Source organism: Brevibacillus sp. HB2.2 (genome assembly GCF_013284275.1).
Classification (GTDB): domain Bacteria; phylum Bacillota; class Bacilli; order Brevibacillales; family Brevibacillaceae; genus Brevibacillus; species Brevibacillus brevis_D.
In genome coordinates, this window is sequence record NZ_JABSUV010000010.1 from 144,164 (window position 1) to 162,367 (window position 18,204).

The 18,204-nt window shown below is 49.3% G+C and carries 18 protein-coding genes; 10 read left to right on the plus strand and 8 right to left on the minus strand.

The annotated features are described in order from the left end of the window. Positions 1 to 19 precede the first annotated feature (19 nt). From HP401_RS09785 to HP401_RS09800, 4 genes are all read right to left on the minus strand, one after another. Positions 20 to 1,198, minus strand: coding sequence for an acetyl-CoA C-acetyltransferase (locus HP401_RS09785; RefSeq protein WP_173604886.1), 1,179 nt, complete (start codon positions 1,196 to 1,198; stop codon positions 20 to 22). Between the two features lie 18 nt (positions 1,199 to 1,216). Further along, positions 1,217 to 3,625, minus strand: a complete 2,409-nt coding sequence (locus HP401_RS09790) for a 3-hydroxyacyl-CoA dehydrogenase/enoyl-CoA hydratase family protein (protein ID WP_173604887.1) — start codon at positions 3,623 to 3,625, stop codon at positions 1,217 to 1,219. A 361-nt stretch (positions 3,626 to 3,986) separates the two neighbouring features. Next, a complete protein-coding gene (locus HP401_RS09795) occupies positions 3,987 to 5,108 on the minus strand; it encodes an S-layer homology domain-containing protein (RefSeq protein WP_173604888.1) in 1,122 nt (373 codons plus the stop codon). A 449-nt stretch (positions 5,109 to 5,557) separates the two neighbouring features. After that, complete coding sequence (locus HP401_RS09800) at positions 5,558 to 5,974, minus strand: hypothetical protein (protein WP_015893134.1); 417 nt, start codon at positions 5,972 to 5,974, stop codon at positions 5,558 to 5,560. 152 nt (positions 5,975 to 6,126) lie between these two features. Between HP401_RS09800 and HP401_RS09805 the strand changes: the two genes are divergently transcribed. The 7 genes from HP401_RS09805 (at position 6,127) to HP401_RS09835 (ending at position 12,020) form a co-directional block, all read left to right on the plus strand. After that, a complete protein-coding gene (locus tag HP401_RS09805; protein ID WP_142497019.1) occupies positions 6,127 to 6,744 on the plus strand; it encodes a hypothetical protein in 618 nt (205 codons plus the stop codon). 350 nt (positions 6,745 to 7,094) lie between these two features. Next, complete coding sequence (gene proB / locus HP401_RS09810; RefSeq protein ID WP_173604889.1) at positions 7,095 to 8,195, plus strand: glutamate 5-kinase; 1,101 nt, start codon at positions 7,095 to 7,097, stop codon at positions 8,193 to 8,195. A gap of 38 nt (positions 8,196 to 8,233) precedes the next feature. Further along, positions 8,234 to 9,502, plus strand: coding sequence for a glutamate-5-semialdehyde dehydrogenase (locus HP401_RS09815; protein ID WP_173604890.1), 1,269 nt, complete (start codon positions 8,234 to 8,236; stop codon positions 9,500 to 9,502). A 21-nt stretch (positions 9,503 to 9,523) separates the two neighbouring features. Then, positions 9,524 to 10,366 carry a pyrroline-5-carboxylate reductase gene (gene proC / locus HP401_RS09820; RefSeq protein ID WP_173604891.1) on the plus strand — a complete coding sequence of 281 codons (843 nt, stop codon included), beginning with the start codon at positions 9,524 to 9,526 and terminating at the stop codon, positions 10,364 to 10,366. A 78-nt stretch (positions 10,367 to 10,444) separates the two neighbouring features. Beyond that, on the plus strand, positions 10,445 to 11,251 hold the full coding sequence (locus HP401_RS09825) for a hypothetical protein (protein WP_015893139.1): 807 nt from the start codon (positions 10,445 to 10,447) through the stop codon (positions 11,249 to 11,251). A 102-nt stretch (positions 11,252 to 11,353) separates the two neighbouring features. Continuing rightward, positions 11,354 to 11,674, plus strand: coding sequence for a ferritin-like domain-containing protein (locus HP401_RS09830; RefSeq protein ID WP_173604892.1), 321 nt, complete (start codon positions 11,354 to 11,356; stop codon positions 11,672 to 11,674). Positions 11,675 to 11,687: 13 nt separating this feature from the next. Then, positions 11,688 to 12,020 (plus strand): spore coat protein, encoded by a 333-nt coding sequence (locus tag HP401_RS09835; protein WP_015893141.1) that lies wholly within the window; start codon positions 11,688 to 11,690, stop codon positions 12,018 to 12,020. 42 nt (positions 12,021 to 12,062) lie between these two features. Here the strand turns inward: HP401_RS09835 and HP401_RS09840 are convergent, their stop codons facing one another. After that, positions 12,063 to 13,511, minus strand: coding sequence for an aminotransferase-like domain-containing protein (locus tag HP401_RS09840; protein ID WP_173604893.1), 1,449 nt, complete (start codon positions 13,509 to 13,511; stop codon positions 12,063 to 12,065). Between the two features lie 147 nt (positions 13,512 to 13,658). Here HP401_RS09840 and HP401_RS09845 point away from each other — a divergent pair, with 147 nt between their 5' ends. The 3 genes from HP401_RS09845 (at position 13,659) to HP401_RS09855 (ending at position 15,999) form a co-directional block, all read left to right on the plus strand. Further along, complete coding sequence (locus HP401_RS09845; RefSeq protein WP_173604894.1) at positions 13,659 to 14,273, plus strand: LysE/ArgO family amino acid transporter; 615 nt, start codon at positions 13,659 to 13,661, stop codon at positions 14,271 to 14,273. Between the two features lie 82 nt (positions 14,274 to 14,355). Beyond that, positions 14,356 to 14,973: a DUF47 domain-containing protein gene (locus tag HP401_RS09850; protein ID WP_173604895.1), complete on the plus strand. Its 618-nt coding sequence runs from the start codon at positions 14,356 to 14,358 to the stop codon at positions 14,971 to 14,973. An 18-nt stretch (positions 14,974 to 14,991) separates the two neighbouring features. Further along, positions 14,992 to 15,999, plus strand: a complete 1,008-nt coding sequence (locus tag HP401_RS09855) for an inorganic phosphate transporter (RefSeq protein ID WP_173604896.1) — start codon at positions 14,992 to 14,994, stop codon at positions 15,997 to 15,999. A gap of 146 nt (positions 16,000 to 16,145) precedes the next feature. Here HP401_RS09855 and HP401_RS35785 read toward each other — a convergent pair whose 3' ends face one another. The 3 genes from HP401_RS35785 to HP401_RS09865 form a co-directional block, all read right to left on the minus strand. After that, positions 16,146 to 16,307, minus strand: coding sequence for a DUF4825 domain-containing protein (locus HP401_RS35785; RefSeq protein ID WP_483862062.1), 162 nt, complete (start codon positions 16,305 to 16,307; stop codon positions 16,146 to 16,148). Positions 16,308 to 16,317: 10 nt separating this feature from the next. After that, a complete protein-coding gene (locus HP401_RS09860) occupies positions 16,318 to 17,775 on the minus strand; it encodes a hypothetical protein (RefSeq protein WP_173604897.1) in 1,458 nt (485 codons plus the stop codon). After that, positions 17,756 to 18,204: RNA polymerase sigma factor (locus tag HP401_RS09865; protein WP_173604898.1), on the minus strand; the 449-nt coding region annotated here is incomplete at its 5' end. The genes HP401_RS09860 and HP401_RS09865, both read right to left, overlap by 20 nt.

The window sequence follows — 18,204 nt, forward strand, 5'->3', positions numbered from 1 at the left end:
CCCTCTCCTTATTTTAAAATTAGATCATTTCAAAAACGCCAGCGGCTCCCATACCACCACCGATACACATCGTAACGACTCCGTACTTGCCGCCTCTACGCTTCATTTCATTCAAAAGCTGGACGGTCAGCTTGGCACCACTGCAACCGAGTGGATGCCCTAAAGCAATTGCCCCACCATTTACATTGACCTTTTCTGGATCGAGTCCCAGCTCGCGAATGACGGCAATCGATTGGGAGGCAAACGCTTCGTTTAACTCAAACAGATCGACATCCTCCAAGCTGATTCCCGCTAGCTTCAATGCTTTTGGAATTGCAACAACCGGACCAATCCCCATGACATCAGGGTCTACGCCGCCAACCGTAAAGGAACGGAACTTGGCAATCGGCTCGACACCCAGCTCGGCTGCTTTTTCGGCAGACATCACGAGAACTGCCGCCGCGCCATCGCTCGTTTGCGAGGAGTTTCCTGCCGTTACGCTGCCTTGCACATGAAAGACTGGTCTGAGCTTGGCGAGTGCCTCCATCGTCGTGTCCGAGCGCGCTCCTTCATCCTTGTCGAAAACACGTTCCTGGACGTGAACCTTGCCAGCTTCATCGACAAAATGCTGCTTGACTGTCAAAGGTACGATTTCATCCTGGAATTTCCCTGAAGCAATGGCGGCAGTCGCACGCTGATGGCTTTGCAGAGCAAAAGCATCCTGATCCTCACGCGAAATGTTGTACCTCTTCGCCACTTCCTCAGCCGTATGACCCATGCTCATATACGCTTCCGGCTTCGTTTCTACCAGAGTCGGATTGAGTGCGATTTTGTGACCGAGCATTGGCACCAGACTCATGCTCTCCACCCCGCCAGCGACAACTACATCGGAGCTACCAACCATGATTTGCTGAGCAGCGTAAGCAATCGTCTGCAAACCGGAGGAGCAAAAGCGATTGATCGTGATCCCCGATACATTTGTCGGCAATCCGGCGCGCAGGCCGATCAAGCGAGCCATATTCATGCCTTGCTCAGCTTCCGGTACAGCTGTCCCTATGACGATATCCTCGATATCAGCCGGATCGAGCTGTGGTACGCGGCGCAACAGGTCGCTTACAACTGCAGCTCCCATATCGACTGGGTGAAAATCCTTGAGACTTCCTTTTTTCGATTTACCGATAGCGGTGCGGGCGCCCGCGACAATAACTGCTTCTCTCATCGTTATCCCTCCCTCTCCCTAGTTACGCAAAGGCTTGTTCTTGGTCAGCATGTGCTGCATCCGTTGCTGGCTTTTCGGCGTCTTGATCAGTTCGAGGAACGCTTGCTTTTCCAGCTCCAGAATGTATTTCTCTGTCACTTCTGTACCCGCTGGCACGTTACCACCGGACATGACATAGGCAACTTTGCTTGCGATCAGCTCATCATGCTCGGAAATATATCCACTCTTCTTCATGGCATAAATATTTTGGCGGAGGTTCGCATAACCCGTTTCACCGATGACGCGAATTTTGCGTGGCGCTGGCGGCGTGTAGCCTTCTTTATCCATCGTAAGCACCAGCTGCTTCGCATCATATAGCTGATGATCAGCATTCACGCTGATGCGGTCAGTCGGTCGCAGGTACCCCAGATTGATGGCTTCCTGACCACTCGTAGATACCTTTGCCATGGCAATGGCTTCAAACGCCTTCGCAACGAATGGGAACGGATCAACTGGCACGCTTCCTCCCTCTGGAACGTTTTCCATTGCTCGGAACAGCATCTCCTTCGTTCCTCCGCCACCTGGCAGAAGTCCTACTCCCACCTCTACCAGTCCGAGGTACGTCTCTGCCGATACCTGCACGCGATCCGCGAGATAGACCACCTCGACACCGCCACCCAGCGTCATGCCGAATGGTGCTGCTACCACTGGACGATGCATGTAGCGCAGTGCCCGTGCTGTTTTGTGGAAGTTCGTGACGAGCATGTCGAGCTCCAGCCAGTTCTCATCCTGTGCTTCCATCAATGCCATTGCGAGATTCATCCCGACGCAGAAGTTTTTGCCTTCATTACCGATGACCAGACCTGCGAAGTTCTTCTGCACTTCCTCTGCGGCCTGACTTGCCATGTGCAAGACATCCATCCCGAGTGCATTATGCGGAGAGGTGAATTCCAGACATGCGACTCCATCGCCCAAATCAATCAAGGCAGCACCCGCATTTTTCTTGATTAGCTTGCCTTGTTCCTTAAGGGCTGCCAGATTGATGTTTTCCTTGCTCTCTTCGACGTCCTTGTATGTGCCTCCGATGGAAAACACGCTGCGCTTCCCTTGCTCTTTTTGATAAAAGGAGGTTTTCCCACTCGCGAGCAGCTCCTCGACGAGTGCCGGAATCTTCTCGTTTTCCTCACGCATTCTTGCCACTGACTTTTCGAGACCGATGGCATCCCACGTTTCGAATGGCCCCATCTCCCAGCCGAAGCCCCACTTCATAGCCTGGTCAACAGAGACGATATCGTCAGCGATCTCATATGCCTTTTCCGCAGAGTACAGCAGTACCTTTTTGAAGACACTCCAGACGAACTCACTGCCCTTGTCTTTTCCGTATGCGAGCGCTCTCAACTTCTCAGGCAAAGTCTTGGCTGTTTTGGCTGCTTCGAGGGAAGCAAACTTCGGCCTCACACTTGGACGGTATTCCAGCGTGTCAACCGACAGTGCCAAAATCTCTTTGCCTTTCTCCGTCTTCACCTGCTTGAAAAAGCCTTGCCCAGCTTTTTGCCCGATCCATTTTTTCTCCACCATTTGCAGAACGAACTCTGGCACTTCAAAAACAGAGCGCTCCTGCTCATCCGTGCTTTTATTCCTGACGTTACCCGCCACATGCACGTACGTATCCAGTCCCACGACATCGAGTGTGCGGAACGTCGCACTCTTCGGACGGCCGATGACCGGACCTGTCAACGCATCTACCTCATCTACCCCAAGCCCCAGTCGCACCATTTCGTGGATCGACACCTGCAATCCATATGTACCGATCCGATTGGCGATGAAGTTCGGTGTATCCTTACAAACGACCATTCCTTTTCCGAGCACATGCTCACCAAAATGCTTCATGAAAGAGATGACCTGCGGGTCTGTATCAAGACCTGGGATCAGCTCCAACAGCTTCAAGTAGCGCGGTGGGTTAAAAAAGTGCGTGCCGAGGAAATGCTTGCGGAAGTCATCCGAGCGTCCCTCTGCCATTTCGTTGATAGAAACCCCAGACGTATTGGAAGACACGATGGTCCCTGGCTTGCGATGCGCTTCTACCATAGCGAAGACGCTTTTCTTCACTTCGATGTTCTCGACAACTACCTCAATAATCCAATCGACCTCGCTCAAGCAAGAGAGATGATCCTCGAAGTTACCAACTGTAATCAAGTCGATGTTCTTTTTATCGTAGAGCGGCGCCGGCTTCTCCTTCAACAGTCGGTCACGGCCCGCTTGTACTATCCGGTTTTTCACCACGCTATCAGACAAAGAAAGTCCTTTATTACTCTCATCTGCTGTCAATTCACGCGGCACGATGTCCAGTAAATAAGTGGGAATACCGACGTTGGCTAAATGTGCTGCGATCCCGGCGCCCATGACGCCTGAACCGAGAACTGCCGCCTTGCGAATTTTGCGTTCCATCTCCAAATCCTCCTTTTTAAAAAACCTAGTTATGACTGATCCATGGTCAAAAAGAATGGGCTCGCAACAGTGAATACCTAATATTCAGACTAGCAGAGTATTTTTAAAACTTCTACTTTCTCCATAGATATTCCTGTGTGCGTCAGCACATGTCTTATATTGAATGAATACTCATTCAGTATGTGGGTTAAAAAATGACATCCCACGTTTTGGCTGTTTTACACGCCCGGAGATGCTACGCTCCCACCAACTGAATCACCGTTCAGTTTTCATTGTAATCGAAAATTCTGTCAGTTGCAATCGTCACTTCATGAAAGAAAAGAAAAGGGGCACACTGTTGTCCAATGCCCCCTTTTCTGTGCTATTTTTGTGTGTAAATCAGCGCAGTGATCTTGCGTCCGTATGCGTTGGACGTGTCTTCTTCCAATCGGTATTCAATCTGGAAGTCTCCGTTTTTCGGGTCTAGATAATGAGCAATCACCCAAAGGACTTTCGAATTGTTTTCGTCTGCCTTGACTGATACTTTTACCGGCCCGTTGTACGTAGGCACTTGCTCCAGCTTTGCCATGCTTTTTATCGCATCGTCTGTAAAGAGTGCAGACAGCTGCTTCTGATTTTTTGTTTCGTACGCCAAATTCGCTGCTCGTAAATACACCTGCGCGATGTGCTTCTGATTCGCAGGTGAACCCCGGAACTGCGAAGCTACATCCATCCTGTAATAATCAATCAGTCGATCCATCACAACGATGTATTCTGCACGCGTCAGGATCTTGTTAGGAGAAAAGGTCTTCTCTGTGCGAAACAGATTGAATTCCCGGATCGCCAGTGGATATGGTGAATATGTATCCCGATAGAATCGGTCGCGCTTCCATTCGTAATAGCTGTTAAAGAAAGAGACTGTATCTTGTGGTTTAATATTGGCTGTACGGAATTTTTGTGGGGCCATCATATGAAACAATATCAAGCTGGCCTCTTCTCTTGTCAATGGCCACTGCATCCCGGCACTGGACATCCACCACTTCGGATTTTCCTTCTCTTGCTTTTTCATCAAGTGCCCGGTTTCAGCCAAATATAGATAGTACAGCATCCGGTCTCCTGGATCAAACTTGCCCAGATCGTCTGTTTCGATTTTCATCATGGTCTTTAAGTTGCTCAGCAGTTGATCTACTTCCCCCCGGAGTAGATAGCGCTGATCCAGGTTTGGCTTGCGTTCTGGCTTTTCTATCGGTCCGTATATTGTCTCGAATACGCGATTCAGCATAACCAGAGCTTCGCCTCGAGTAACCGGCTTGTTTGGGTAAAAAGGCTGATATCCCGTTCTCTTTACGATGCCGAGATCCGCCATTTTTTCGATCTGCTCACTTGCCCAATGTCCCTGTATGTCCGTATACATGCCAGGCGCAGACGCATTCGCACTCCCTGAAAAAACGCTTTGCACCACTAGCAGTGCCAAGAGAAAAACGATAGCAAAACGCTTTACCATGACTTACGATAACTCCTTTCTTTTCATGATCGTTTCCTTACTCCCTTTTTTTGGTAATTCTCCCCCAGTAGCATCCATTCCTGCCATATTGGTCTATTTTCCTGGGTCTGATCTCTCCCTTTCTTGTATCGGGATGAAAACGGAACTTTGTTATACTTTTTCAGAAGAAATGAAAAAGAGCCGCACTTTGTATGAGCGGCCCAATTATATCCTTTTTCTCTATTCGCTGACTATCCTTCAATCTGCTCTAACCAGCCTGGTCCCCTGGTCACAAGGGGTTCATATAAGAAAATGTTGATGAGAGTAAACAGGACGATAATCCTAAGAGCGGTCCCCAACATGGATGTCCCCAGCGAAAAACTGGCGAGGACAACTAGACCTCCTGCCATAAGGCCTATAACCAGCGGGAATAGAAAAAGAGCCGTCGGTTATCCCAACGGCTCTCATGATTAGTTTTGTGGTACAAAGCTGCCATCACGAAGCATCGTCAACTCGCCCATCATGAATGCTAAATCTTCGTTTTCGTCAAACTTTCCACTTTCCTCCAAAGCTTCCAAACGACGCAGAAGCATGTTGGCAAAGTCTTGAATCTGTACCGGATGTCCCTCCGTATCGGCATCATCCAAAATGTCAAAACCAGTCAAGGCCTCCAAGTGGGTCACGATACGAAAACCGCCAATTTCCCCCAGTAACTCCGGCTTGTTCATTTTTGATTTCTCCAATTTTTGCAGCATGGACAAAATATCATTCGCTACCACGCTAGGGAAAGCAACCTGATAAAAGTTGCGATTTTTCGCTTCATCGGTTTTGATAATCAACACATCAATCCCGTCTGGTTTTTTTGCTTTTTTGCCAAACCCAAACATATATTCCACCTCAATCGTTCGATCTGTCCAACTCTCTCCATGATAGACATAATCCGAGAGTCAGACAACCCCTATCCATATATTAACTGGGCTATTTGTCTTTTTTGACACACACGCTAACGTTAAACGACTGCTCCCAAGTGAGGTGCGCCATGAAAGTTAACTGGAAAAACTGGATGTTTATTCTCGTTCTCTCTTTGCTCGTCACAGGATGCATGACGCAAGTAAAGCAGGAGCATGCAAAAAACAAGGCCAAAACACAGAGTAAGCCCGCCGCGCAGTCTGCCATCCAAAAGCTTGGGGATAACAAAATGGATGTCGTCCTCTTTTTGAAACAAGCCGAGCATCAACTGGAAAATGTATATTACGCTGCCGCGGACAATGCCAAGGGCAAATCTGTAGTTGAGGATGGTCTCGTCTTTCGGGAATTGCCTAAGCGCTTCGACAGTAAAGACAAGATTACGGGGTATTTCAGTCGTTTTTGGAGCCGTCCACTGGCAGAAGCCATGTACGACAACATGACAACCAAGTTGGTAAAGGAAAAGGTATATGTAGCAATCCCACGCGTCGACTATCCGACTTTGATCTCGGTTCGAAACACGACTGTTCAAAAAAACAATGGGGAACTCAATGTGACCGTGGAAGATGTAACCGATTCCTCCTTTGCTTCTGACCGCACGCTGCGCTACCGACTCGTGCGCGATCAAAAGACGAAACGATTCGAAATCAAATCACGGATGGGCGCTTATGGGAATGAACAATTTCAATAAGCCTCTTGACATTTCTTGCGGATCCAGCGAATAATAGTGAATTAATAAGCACATAGTGAGCGGCAATGACGGGGAATAGTAAAACCGCCCTTCAGGTCCAGAGAGCGAAATCCACCGGCTGAGAGGTTTCGTCCTTGAATCGGTTTGAACCCACCCCAGAGCATCCAGGGAAGACCTGGACAGGTTTCTTTCACCTGTTATCAAAGAAAGAGAGCCGGGCGTTTCTTGGCTGAAGTATGCCTTCAGTCCAAAACGTCAAATAAGGTGGTACCGCGTGAGGTTTTCAAGCCCTTTCGTCCTTATCAAAGAGACGAGAGGGCTTTTTTGTATGTAAGAAGGAGGTTTTGAACATGAAAAAGGGTAAATTACGTTTGGTAGTAAAGGTGGGGAGCAGTTCGATTGCAGCAGCTACAGGCGGTGTTGATCCGGCGAAAATGTCGCTGCTCGTCTCTGCTATCAGCCAATTGCGCGAAGTGGGTCATCAGGTTGTCCTAGTCTCCTCAGGAGCTGTCGCCAGCGGGTATCAAAGTCTCGGCTATCAGCAGCGCCCCCGATCCTTGGCAGCCAAGCAAGCAGCGGCAGCCATCGGGCAAAGCCTGTTGATGCAAACCTATACGCAAATGTTCGGCGCCCATAACTTCAGCGTGGCGCAAATCTTACTCACACGCGGAGACTTTTCTCACAAGGAACGATATCAACACGCATTCTCTACGCTGTCACTGCTTTTAGATAAAAACATTTTGCCAATCATCAATGAAAACGACACAGTATCCGTAGCGGAATTGACCTTCGGAGACAATGATATGCTGGGCGCACTCGTTGCTGGTCTCATCCATGCCGATTTGTACATGATCCTGACTGATACGAATGGCCTGTATGACAAGGACCCGCGTTATCATGCTGATGCCAAACACATGGGCTGGCTCGAATGTGTGACGGAAGAAATCGAGGCACTTGCAGGCGGAGCTTCCCAACTGGGAACAGGGGGTATGCGCTCCAAGCTGATCGCAGCAAAAACCGCCCAATCATTAGGAATTCCCAGCTTTATCGGAAAATTGACGAATCCCACTGATTTGCTCGATGTCCTTACTGGCAACGGGAATGGCACCTACGTCAGCTATCATCCAGAAGCATCTGCAACAAACAGCGTTCCTACTCGCAAGCAATGGATTGCGCTTCACTCCCCTATCCGTGGAAAAATCATGGTTGATAGCGGTGCAGCGGAAGCGATTTTGGAAAACAGCAAAAGCTTGCTCCTAGCAGGTGTCCGCGATGTATCCGGCATGTTCGAGCAAGGTGAGGTTATTGAGGTTTACTGTGAGGGGACGTTGATCGGTCGTGGTATCAGCAGATTTACCGCAGCACAGTTAAGTGATTTTCTTTCCCCTGATAACGTAACGCGACACAGCGGTACCGTTATACATCGAGATGAATGGGCGCCTGTCATCTAAACGAATCCATGTAGATAGAAAAAGGAGCTGGAGAAACCATGGAAAGCTTGAAGGAAAAAGTGCATACACAATTGAGCCTGGCCAAACAGGCTTCACGAAAAATGGCTATACTCTCTCGCAAACAAAAAGACGAGGTGCTCGTCGCAATCGGCAACCAGCTGCTGGCAGATGAGGCTGTTATTCTCTCCGAAAACGCCAAAGACATCGCCATCGCGAGAGCAGACGGTCAGCCTGCCTCCTATCTAGATCGTCTCTTGTTGACGCCGGAGCGAATAACACAACTCGTGGATAGCCTTGCACAGCTGGTATCCCTCGATGATCCTGTCGGGGAACGGATCGACTCGTGGACACGGCCAAACGGACTTTTCATCGAACAAATCCGCGTCCCTCTCGGCGTCATTGGAATGGTGTACGAAGCCAGACCGAACGTTACCGTTGACGCAGCAGCAATCGCCATCAAAACAGGCAATGCGATCGTCTTGCGCGGCAGCCACAGCGCTGTTCATAGCAATCTCGCGCTGGTGACTAGTATTCGTCAAGCGCTCACTGCGACCGGACTTGACGCGGAAGCCGTGCAGTACTTGCCTTTTGCCGAACATGCTTCTGTCGATTACTTGTGCACCGCCAATGGTCTCGTCGATGTCATCATCCCACGGGGTGGCGCAGGACTGATCCAGCGAGTTCTACAAATTGCAAGCGTTCCTGTACTCGAAACAGGCGTCGGCAATTGCCACATTTATGTGGATGAAGCGGCTCACTATGACATGGCTGAAAGCATCGTGATCAATGCCAAAACAAGTCGTCCTGCCGTATGCAACGCTGCCGAAACACTACTTGTGCACCGCAGTTGGCCACAGGAAAATCAACGTGCCTTGCTTCAAAAGCTCTTGGCGAAGGGCGTTGAGCTCCGCGCTTGTGCGCGTACGATAGAGCTGCATACTGACCTCTCCGCTCAACTGCACCAAGCAACCTCAGAAGACTGGGACACAGAATACTCTTCGCTGATTCTGGCGGTTCGCACTGTCGATAGCCTGAGCGAGGCCATTGAACATATTACAGCGCATACTTCCGGCCATTCCGAGGCAATCGTAACGGAAGATGAAATCGCAGCCCGTCAGTTTTTGACTGCGATCGATGCCACAGCGGTTTATCACAACGCCTCTACCCGCTTTACTGATGGTGGAGAATTCGGCTTCGGTGCTGAGATCGGCATTAGCACGCAAAAATTACATGCTCGTGGGCCAATGGGCTTGCCAGCGCTCACTTCTTACAAGTATGTCGTACGCGGAAACGGCCAAATCCGATAGTCCAAAAGGGAGGGAATCATCATGAGCAACCAAGCAACAGCGATTACAGAAGGGCGGATCGGTTTTCTCGGTGCAGGATCGATCGTGGAGGCCATGCTTTCCGGTATCGGAAAAAAAGGGTTACTCCCTTCTGAGCGTATTTCCGTCACGAACCGCAACAATATGGAGCGTTTGGAGCAGTTGGCAAATGACTACGGAGTAACCGCTACCCAGGACAAATTTGACGTAGTCCGTTCTTCCGATATTTTGATTTTGGCTATCAAGCCGAAGGATGCCGCAGAGGCTTTGCTGGATTTGCGTGGGGTCGTTCGTTCCGACCAATTGATTATCTCGGTAATCGCTGGCGTCTCCACCAGCTTGATCGGAGAGTGGCTCGGTGCAGAGTGCCCGATTATCCGCACGATGCCCAATACATCGTCTGCGGTTGGTTTGTCTGCTACCGGACTGTGCGCAAATCCGTTTGTCCAGAAAGAGCACGGCGAGCTGGCTACCAAACTTTTCGAAGCAATTGGCACTGTATATGAAGTCGCCGAGGAAGAGCTGGACATCATTACAGGATTGTCTGGAAGCGGTCCTGCTTATATTTACTATCTGGTAGAGGCCATGATGGGGGCAGGTGCCAAAGCGGGACTGGATCGGGAAATGGCGCGACAATTAACGCTACAAACCGTGATTGGCGCGGCACATATGCTGCTCGATACACGCGAAGAGCCTTCGATTCTCCGCCAAAAAGTAACGAGTCCGGGCGGAACGACCCAGGCAGGGCTGGAAGTATTGGAAGCCTATCAGTTTCAGGAGGCTGTCACGGCAGCCATCCTGCGTGCTGCCGAAAGATCGCGGGAGATGGGGGCACAATACCAGTAAAGTCGTTTTGTCCCTCCTTCTTGTCATGTATAATAAAAAGGATCAAGCATAGTCGAGAAAAATGACGAAGGAGGTCCCATGGAAATTTACGCCTTGTACGGCACCAGTGGAACAGGAAAAAGCACCAGTGCATTAGAACTTGCTCACCGAATGAACATCGACGCCATTATTGATGATGGCATCCTGATTTACCAGGGACGCAAGGTGGCCGGAACCTCTGCCAAATATGAGAAGACAAAAATTCAGGCGGTAAAACGAGCTATTTTTCATTATAAGGAGCACGCTGAAGAAGTACGGCGAAGTCTTGGCGAGATTCAACCAAGCCGACTGCTCGTGTTAGGAACTTCGCAACGGATGATTGGTCGTATCGTTGAAGCGCTGCATTTGCCTTTTCAGGTGGACTTCATCCCGATTGAATCCATCAAGCCTCCGCAGGAAATCGAGGCTGCCCGCTACGTGCGGGAAACAATGGGCAAGCACACGATACCGATTCCGCGTGTGGAGGTAGAAAAAGATTTCCTTCAGCGTCTCATCTCTTCTGCCCAACAGATTTTCAGCTCGAAAAAAGAAGTCATTGGGGAAACAACCGTGGTTCATCCTCCGTTTTCCGGTGGACGCATCATGATTCATCCCCAGGTGTTGCGAAAAATCGTTGAAGCGGCCTGCAACCAGTTTGACGAGGTCCAGCATGTGGTCAAGATCGTCTCCAGCTTTGAGGATTTGCCTCGGTTCCAGGTTTCGATTGCTCTTCAACTGCCTTACATGACAAATATTCCAGCACTTATCTATGCCCTTCAATCTACATTGTACAAAGAAGCTCACTATTGTCTCAATATCGCTCCTGCCAGCATCGACATCGTCGTTTCATCGCTGGAGCTAACCTGATCCGGTCCTTTGCGACCGGATTTTTTTGGCTGCAATCCTCAGGGGTTGCATCCTAACTTGTTGCTCATCCTATACATGATTCCATCTGAAAGGAGCAACCTTATGCCATCCATCCTGTCTTCCAATCCCTTTGCTCAAGCTCCGATTCCCGAACCGCCTAAGGTCATCTCGACAAAGGACTTGAGCTATCTCAAGGATGCTTTGTCATGGGAACTGATCGCTTTCAAAAAGCTGCATGCTTTTGCACAGCAAGCTACTGATCCCCAGGTCAAGCAATGTCTGGAACAACAAGGACAAATGCACCAGCGACACTACCAAAAGCTGATGAGTCACCTGCAAAACAACAACACCGCAGTGATGGCGACCATTCCGCAGATGCAGTCCCAGCAACAGCAATCACAACAGCAACAACAAATGCAGTAAGGGAGGAATCGGGATGCCAAACCAAAACCAGATCGCCAATCCACAATCCGGACAGCTGCCACAAGTAAAAGGTCCGCAAATGAACGATCGTGATTATCTCAACGATTGTTTAGCTACCTGCAAATACTTGACAGATAACTTTAACATCGCTGTTCGTGAAGCCAGCCACCAGCAGCTTTATGATGATATGCTGCAAATTTTGAATGAAACCCATCAATCAGCCCGCGATGCTTTCAATCTCATGTTCCAAAAGGGATGGTACAAGTTGGAGGCTGCCGAGCAACAAAAACTCCAGCAAGCTTATCAGCAGTTTAGCGGGTACTCCACACAGTTCCCTTATCATTGATATAGCAGAAGACACCTGACCCTAGCAGGTGTCTTCTTTTCGTTACCCCCTACCACGCAGGAGCTGTGCTATTACATATAACGCCTTTTCCATGTCGGCTTCTTCTGCGTACACGTAGGACAAGCGAAGATGATGACTATCCGTCTGATCATAAACAAAGCCCGGATTTAACAGGACCCCTTTAGCCAGTGCTTCCGTAAAAAGCTTGCGCATCGAGACCGCCTGATGCAGACGCAGCCAAATGTAAAAACCGCCATGCGGAATACGCCAATCTGCCATATCGCCAAACCAGCGAGCAAGGCATTCGCACATCCTGTCTCTTCTATGTCGCAGAGCTGCTCTAAGCTGATCCAGATGCCGGGAATATCTATCGCTTGTGAGCCATTCTGTCGCCACCCATTGGGAAATCGCACTCGCTCCGTAGTCCGTCTGCATTTTTACATCCGCGAGGCGTTCTATGACAGGCTCAGGACCTACAATCCAGCCGATCCGCAGCCCTGGACTGAGCGTTTTGGACAAGCTGCCCAGATACAAGACTAACCCGCTCTGATCCCTCGCCTTTAACGGCAATGGCCCCGGTTCGTCTAACCACAATTCTCCATAAACATCGTCTTCCAATACAGGCAGCCTCTCCCGCTCGCATGCAGCCAGCACTTGCTCCCTTCGGTTCTCTGACATACTAATCCCAGTCGGATTGTGGTAAGCCGAAATCGTATAGAGTAGTGCCGCGTTATGCGCCTGCTTTTGTCTTGTTAACACTTGGGGAGAGATTCCTTCCGCATCCATCGGTACACCAACCAGACGCATTCCCGATGATGGAAACAAAGGCAAAGAGAATAAATATGAAGGCTGCTCGAGCAAGATAGCAGATCCACGGTGAAGGATGCCAATCGATATCAACTGCAAGGCTTGAAGGGCCCCCGAAACGACCAAAATAGACGCTGGTGAAGCCTCGATCCCCCTGCTCCGTAAATGATCGCTGATCGCTTGGCGCAAAGGCAACAGCCCTTTTGGCTCCGAATATCCGAGATGAGTCATTTTGCCCTGCAAGCTAGCCATGACCGCTTCCATCTCCGCAACAGGAATCAAGCTCGGTGACAGCTCACCAGTCCCTAAGCGAATGTACCTCGGATCTGGCTCATAACGATTGATATCCTGAATCGTCGGCGAATTGGGGAGATGCTCTCCTGCTTGCACGTAGCCCAGCCAATTGGGTGGCGGCGCGGTCGTCAATAAGGACCACGTGTTGTTACTAACGACGGAGCCACTACCTACGGTTGCTTCAATGAAACCATCCGCTTTTAGCTCTTCCAACGCCGTCACCACCGTACTGCGGTTTACCTCAAAGGCTTGCGCCAACGCTCTTTGTGTTGGCAATTTACTATTGATCGGCCATTCTCCACCTGCAATTTTCCCCTTCATATAAGCTACGATCTGCGCGTAGATCGGTATGTCAGATGATTTGTCAGGCTTCCAGTCTATCGTCAGCACAGGCATATTCCTCCTCGTCTGATCATTGTACAAATTGGTTGGTTTGGATGTAAACCAATTGGCTGGAGACAACGGATTCACAACCGTGAATAATGACAGTAATGCAAATGGCCTTTGCATCGAGAGAGAAACGGGGAGGAAACGATCATGCTGGAAGCGATTTTGCACGGTTTTGTGCTTGCTTTTGGACTTATTTTACCGCTCGGCGCACAAAATGTTTTCGTTTTTAATCAGGGGGCTCTACAACCTACATTACTTCGCGCCATGCCCGTCGTACTGACTGCGGCACTCTGCGATACCCTGCTCATTTTATTGGCAGTATTGGGAGTCTCTTTGGTTGTATTGACAGTCACATGGCTGAAAACGGTGCTGTATGTCGTCGGCTTCTTCTTTTTGGTGTACATGGGATATTTAACGTGGCGTAGCCGTCCAGGTACTGAGGCTGGAGAGAAAGAGCGCTTTTCGGCCAAAAAGCAAATCATGTTTGCTGCCTCTGTCTCTTTGTTGAACCCGCATGCGATTCTCGACACGATCGGGGTCATCGGCACTAGCTCACTCAGCTATTCGGGAACAGAAAAGTGGGGCTTTACTGTTGCCTGCATCCTCGTATCCTGCTTCTGGTTTTTCGGCCTTTCTGTAGCTGGTCGTACAGCAGGACGATTGGACCGGTCCGGAAAATTGCAGCGTGGCCTGAATATGATTTCGGCTGTGATCATGTGGGGAGTGGCCTTCTATATGGCAGCCCAATTACTCATCTCGTAAAGAGTTCATGAAAAAGTGAATAATCCCCATCCCCTCCACTCAAAATACTCCTATTCGGGTTTTCGAAGTGGAGGTTTGTTTAATGCTTTTTACCAAATCGGATGCACTCTTGGATGACTTGTATGAGATTGCGAAAAATGTGCATCAGACGGCGATCTATTTTAACGAATACAAAATCACTTCACTAGAGACTGTCAAAACCTTTGCTACAGAGATGAAGGTGTACGAAACAAAAGGCGACAAGCTCATCCATGAAATCATCGTGCAAATCAACAAGACATTTATTACCGCAATCGAGCGTGAGGACGTTCTGGACCTTGCTGTCAAGCTGGATGATGTGCTGGACGGATTGGAGTTTTGCGCTTCGCGACTCTATATGTACGACATCATGGAACCAGATCAAACGATGGTACGATTCGGTCAACTCATCGAAGAAGCTACCAAGCAAATTCTTCTCGCCATCGAACTGCTTCAAAAGCAAAAGTTGTCTGCTATGAAAGAGTACATCATCCGCATTAACGATTTGGAAAGCGAAGGGGATGAATTGGTGCGGAGCAGCATTCGGCAATTGTTCAAAACCTCAAGCGATCCCATTCACATTATGCAGCTCAAAGAGGTTTACGAAGTGCTCGAAGATGTCATGGATCATTGCGAGGATGTCGCGGATGCGATGGAATCTGTGATCATGGGCAACTCTTAAACAAGGAGACCTACTTTCATGTATACGAGCCTTCCCCTTGTGATTGCCGTTATCATTTTGGCTGTTTTCTTTGATTTCATCAACGGGTTTCACGACACTGCCAATGCCATCGCAACCACCGTATCCACCAAGGCTCTCCCGCCTAAGATTGCCATTTGCCTAGCGGCTATCATGAACTTTATCGGTGCCCTGACATTTACCGGGGTCGCCAAAACTATTGGTGGAGATATCGCCGATCCAACCAAGCTGGAATTCGGTGTGCTTGTGGTCATGGCTGCTCTCTTGGCTGCGATTCTTTGGAATTTGATTACGTGGTGGTACGGTATCCCCAGCAGTTCGTCTCACGCTCTCATCGGCTCACTCGTAGGGGCAGTCCTCGCTTCCGCCGGGAGTGCGCAAATCAACTGGATTGGTTTTTCAAAAATATTCGAGGCACTTATTGTGTCACCGGTAATTGCGCTCGTTGCCGCTTACCTCATGATGAATTTGGTTTATTTCATTTTTAGTCGGATCATGGTTCCTCCTTCCAAGGTCAACCGGGGATTTCGCTTCTTTCAGATTTTCACGGCGGCCCTGCAATCCTTTACACATGGAACGAATGACGCACAAAAAGCGATGGGCATTATCGTGTTCGCTCTCGTTGCCGCTGACCTGCATACAGATACCAACACGATTCCTTTCTGGGTGCAGTTCATTTGTGCCCTCGCGATGGGCTTGGGAACCTCTATCGGAGGCTGGAAAATCATCAAGACGGTCGGGGGCAAAATCACCAAGATTGAACCGATTAATGGAGCCACTGCCGATCTCACTTCGTCTTCGATCATTTTTACCTTTACGCAGTTAGGCTTACCTGTGAGCTCTACCCATGTCATCTCTTCCGGGATCATGGGGGTCGGTGCAGCCAAACGGCTAAAAAGCGTCAATTGGGGCGTTGCCAAACGCATCGTGATCACCTGGTTTATTACGCTGCCGATTTCTGCCTTGCTCGCAGCGGCCATTTATTTGTTGTTACATGTATTTATCTAAAAGCAAAAGGGACGAGTAGCAGGCTCGCCCCTTTTTTCTGTTAGCCGAATGAAAAGCCCAAGTAAGACTCTTCATTTTGTATAGATAACCGCATATCGTCCAAATACTTACGTCTTTCCGCGCCAGTCCCTTTGGTACTGTCTTCGTCAACAACGATGCCAAATCCTCACCGAAAAGATGTCGGTCGTCTTGTCCTCGTAATGAATCTCAATCGTAAACTTCTTCGGGCGGAGCTGAAAGGTGTGCTTACGATCACTTAACGGTAGATGATTGAACATGACCAGATTCGAAGTAGCGCAAATAGGCAGCCCGGTCGTTTTATTGTTTTACCTGGTACACCAGATAGGGTGCTGGCGTCCGTTTTCCGTTTAATTCCGGCCAAACATAAAGCAGTTCCAGCGAGGGACTATTCCCCTTGTTAGGCTCTGTAGACGCTTTCCCTATTTCTGAAAAATTCCCTTCCAGGCCTACTACCTGTCTACTGGTGCTATCCACCCAAACCTTATACTTGTGACTCTCCGCTCTTGCTCCTTGTGTAATGGCAATGAAGTCTATCCTGATTGCTGAGTCTTCCACCACCGCGCCCTCCATTGCAAGCTGCGTGATTTGTCTTGGCAAATAGTACGCCAGTTTTTTGACACCGATTTGGGCTGCTTCTGCTTGAGACAGCTTCGGGGAAGTATGTGACTCCGTATTTGTTTTCATCTGATACGCCAGCAGTTGACCAGATTTCTTGGCAAACCTCGCAGTGAGATAAGTAGCATCTGTCATTTTCCACGTATATTCCATGTACGATTCGTGTTCTTCTCTTGATAATGGACGGTTATCCCCTTCGATACGTACACCGAACTCTTTCTGGATCAGAGTGGCTATCTCCTCATCTGAGTTGGCCATGAGCAGCTTACCTTGTGCCTGAATCGGGATGAGGCTATAGCTTCCAGTTTCTGCCACGCTCTGAAAGCGATGATCGAGGACTTCCCCGTTCAATGCGTTGATATAGCCTGCAAAAGCCGCTACTTCTTCTTGCTTCAAACTGGCTGTCAGCCTTTGTACTGCTTCCTCTTTGGAAATTGCTTTTTCTGGATTGGGAAATAGCGAGAGATCTGCTTCTGCATCGAGATTCTCTTCCATGACCATACCCGCTGGTGTTCCATCTGACTCCAAGTGAACCTTCACGACACTGTCGGCGAACGGTATACCGTTAATGACGCGTAGAAAAACAGCCGTATCTTTTTCCAGATGGTTAGAAGCGAGTTGATATTGCTTACTTTTATCGCCTAATTTCTGCTTCATATATTGCTCGACAGACAGCGTTGGCGTATTGCTTGCCGTGGCTGCCGTTTTTGGCAGTGCTTGGCTTTTGGGGAGCGATTGTGATTGCGTAATGACACTCTGTTCTTTCTGTTTGGGCTGTTCTTTCACCTGGCTTATTTTCCGCTGCTCGGCAACAGGAGGAATATTCCTTTGCTCCGGTATGTCCTTCTCTTTTGCCAGTGAAGGCGCATTCTCTGCAGGCTGCTCCGTACGTACACTGCTAGTCCCATTTGGTGCTTCTTTTCCGTCAGGCACAGCTACCAAGAGAGCCAGTACGACAGTTGCAGCTGCACCTCCTGTCATCGACAAGATACGGCCCACTTTTTTCCTCTGCTTCATCTGCCTTGCCTGTTTAACCAGCGTCTGATCCAAATAGGTGACAAATTCCTGACGTGGGGGTGGGTCCTGCCTTCTTAACCCTCGCAGCTGGACCGTCAGCTTCTCATCCTCTAGCCCACTCATTTAGAAAGCCCCCTTCCTCCGTATCATCCATCATTTCTTTGACCAGCTTTAATGCCCGATGGGTGTTTACTTTCACCTTGGATTCCGATACACCCAGGATTTCTGCCGTCTCCTTGACGCTGTGTTCCTCGATGCAACGCAAAATCAGAACCAGACGATAATGGGGCGCTAGCTTTTGGATCGCTTGCTTCAGCTCACGAACGTTTTCCCTCTTGGTCAGGACGTTTTCCGGACTCCCTTCCTTGGTCGCCAGCTTCATCAGCCAGTTTTCTGAGAAAAAGGACTTGACCTTCTGCTTGCGATGCTGGTCAATCGCCGCATGCTTGGCAATGGAGAAGAGCCATGTTTTCAGAGTGACTCTGCCATCAAATCCGGCGAGCCCTTTTAACACTCTCGTAAAAACCTCCTGCGTCAAATCCTCGGCATCAT

Bases quoted from the DNA above. Each gene is read 5' to 3' on its own strand.
- HP401_RS09785 (WP_173604886.1), bottom strand. From the start codon at position 1,198: ATGAGAGAAGCAGTTATTGTCGCGGGCGCCCGCACCGCTATCGGTAAA.
- HP401_RS09790 (WP_173604887.1), bottom strand. From the start codon at position 3,625: ATGGAACGCAAAATTCGCAAGGCGGCAGTTCTCGGTTCAGGCGTCATG.
- HP401_RS09795 (WP_173604888.1), bottom strand. From the start codon at position 5,108: ATGGTAAAGCGTTTTGCTATCGTTTTTCTCTTGGCACTGCTAGTGGTG.
- HP401_RS09800 (WP_015893134.1), bottom strand. From the start codon at position 5,974: ATGTTTGGGTTTGGCAAAAAAGCAAAAAAACCAGACGGGATTGATGTG.
- HP401_RS09805 (WP_142497019.1), top strand. From the start codon at position 6,127: ATGAAAGTTAACTGGAAAAACTGGATGTTTATTCTCGTTCTCTCTTTG.
- proB (WP_173604889.1), top strand. From the start codon at position 7,095: ATGAAAAAGGGTAAATTACGTTTGGTAGTAAAGGTGGGGAGCAGTTCG.
- HP401_RS09815 (WP_173604890.1), top strand. From the start codon at position 8,234: ATGGAAAGCTTGAAGGAAAAAGTGCATACACAATTGAGCCTGGCCAAA.
- proC (WP_173604891.1), top strand. From the start codon at position 9,524: ATGAGCAACCAAGCAACAGCGATTACAGAAGGGCGGATCGGTTTTCTC.
- HP401_RS09825 (WP_015893139.1), top strand. From the start codon at position 10,445: ATGGAAATTTACGCCTTGTACGGCACCAGTGGAACAGGAAAAAGCACC.
- HP401_RS09830 (WP_173604892.1), top strand. From the start codon at position 11,354: ATGCCATCCATCCTGTCTTCCAATCCCTTTGCTCAAGCTCCGATTCCC.
- HP401_RS09835 (WP_015893141.1), top strand. From the start codon at position 11,688: ATGCCAAACCAAAACCAGATCGCCAATCCACAATCCGGACAGCTGCCA.
- HP401_RS09845 (WP_173604894.1), top strand. From the start codon at position 13,659: ATGCTGGAAGCGATTTTGCACGGTTTTGTGCTTGCTTTTGGACTTATT.
- HP401_RS09850 (WP_173604895.1), top strand. From the start codon at position 14,356: ATGCTTTTTACCAAATCGGATGCACTCTTGGATGACTTGTATGAGATT.
- HP401_RS09855 (WP_173604896.1), top strand. From the start codon at position 14,992: ATGTATACGAGCCTTCCCCTTGTGATTGCCGTTATCATTTTGGCTGTT.
- HP401_RS09860 (WP_173604897.1), bottom strand. From the start codon at position 17,775: ATGAGTGGGCTAGAGGATGAGAAGCTGACGGTCCAGCTGCGAGGGTTA.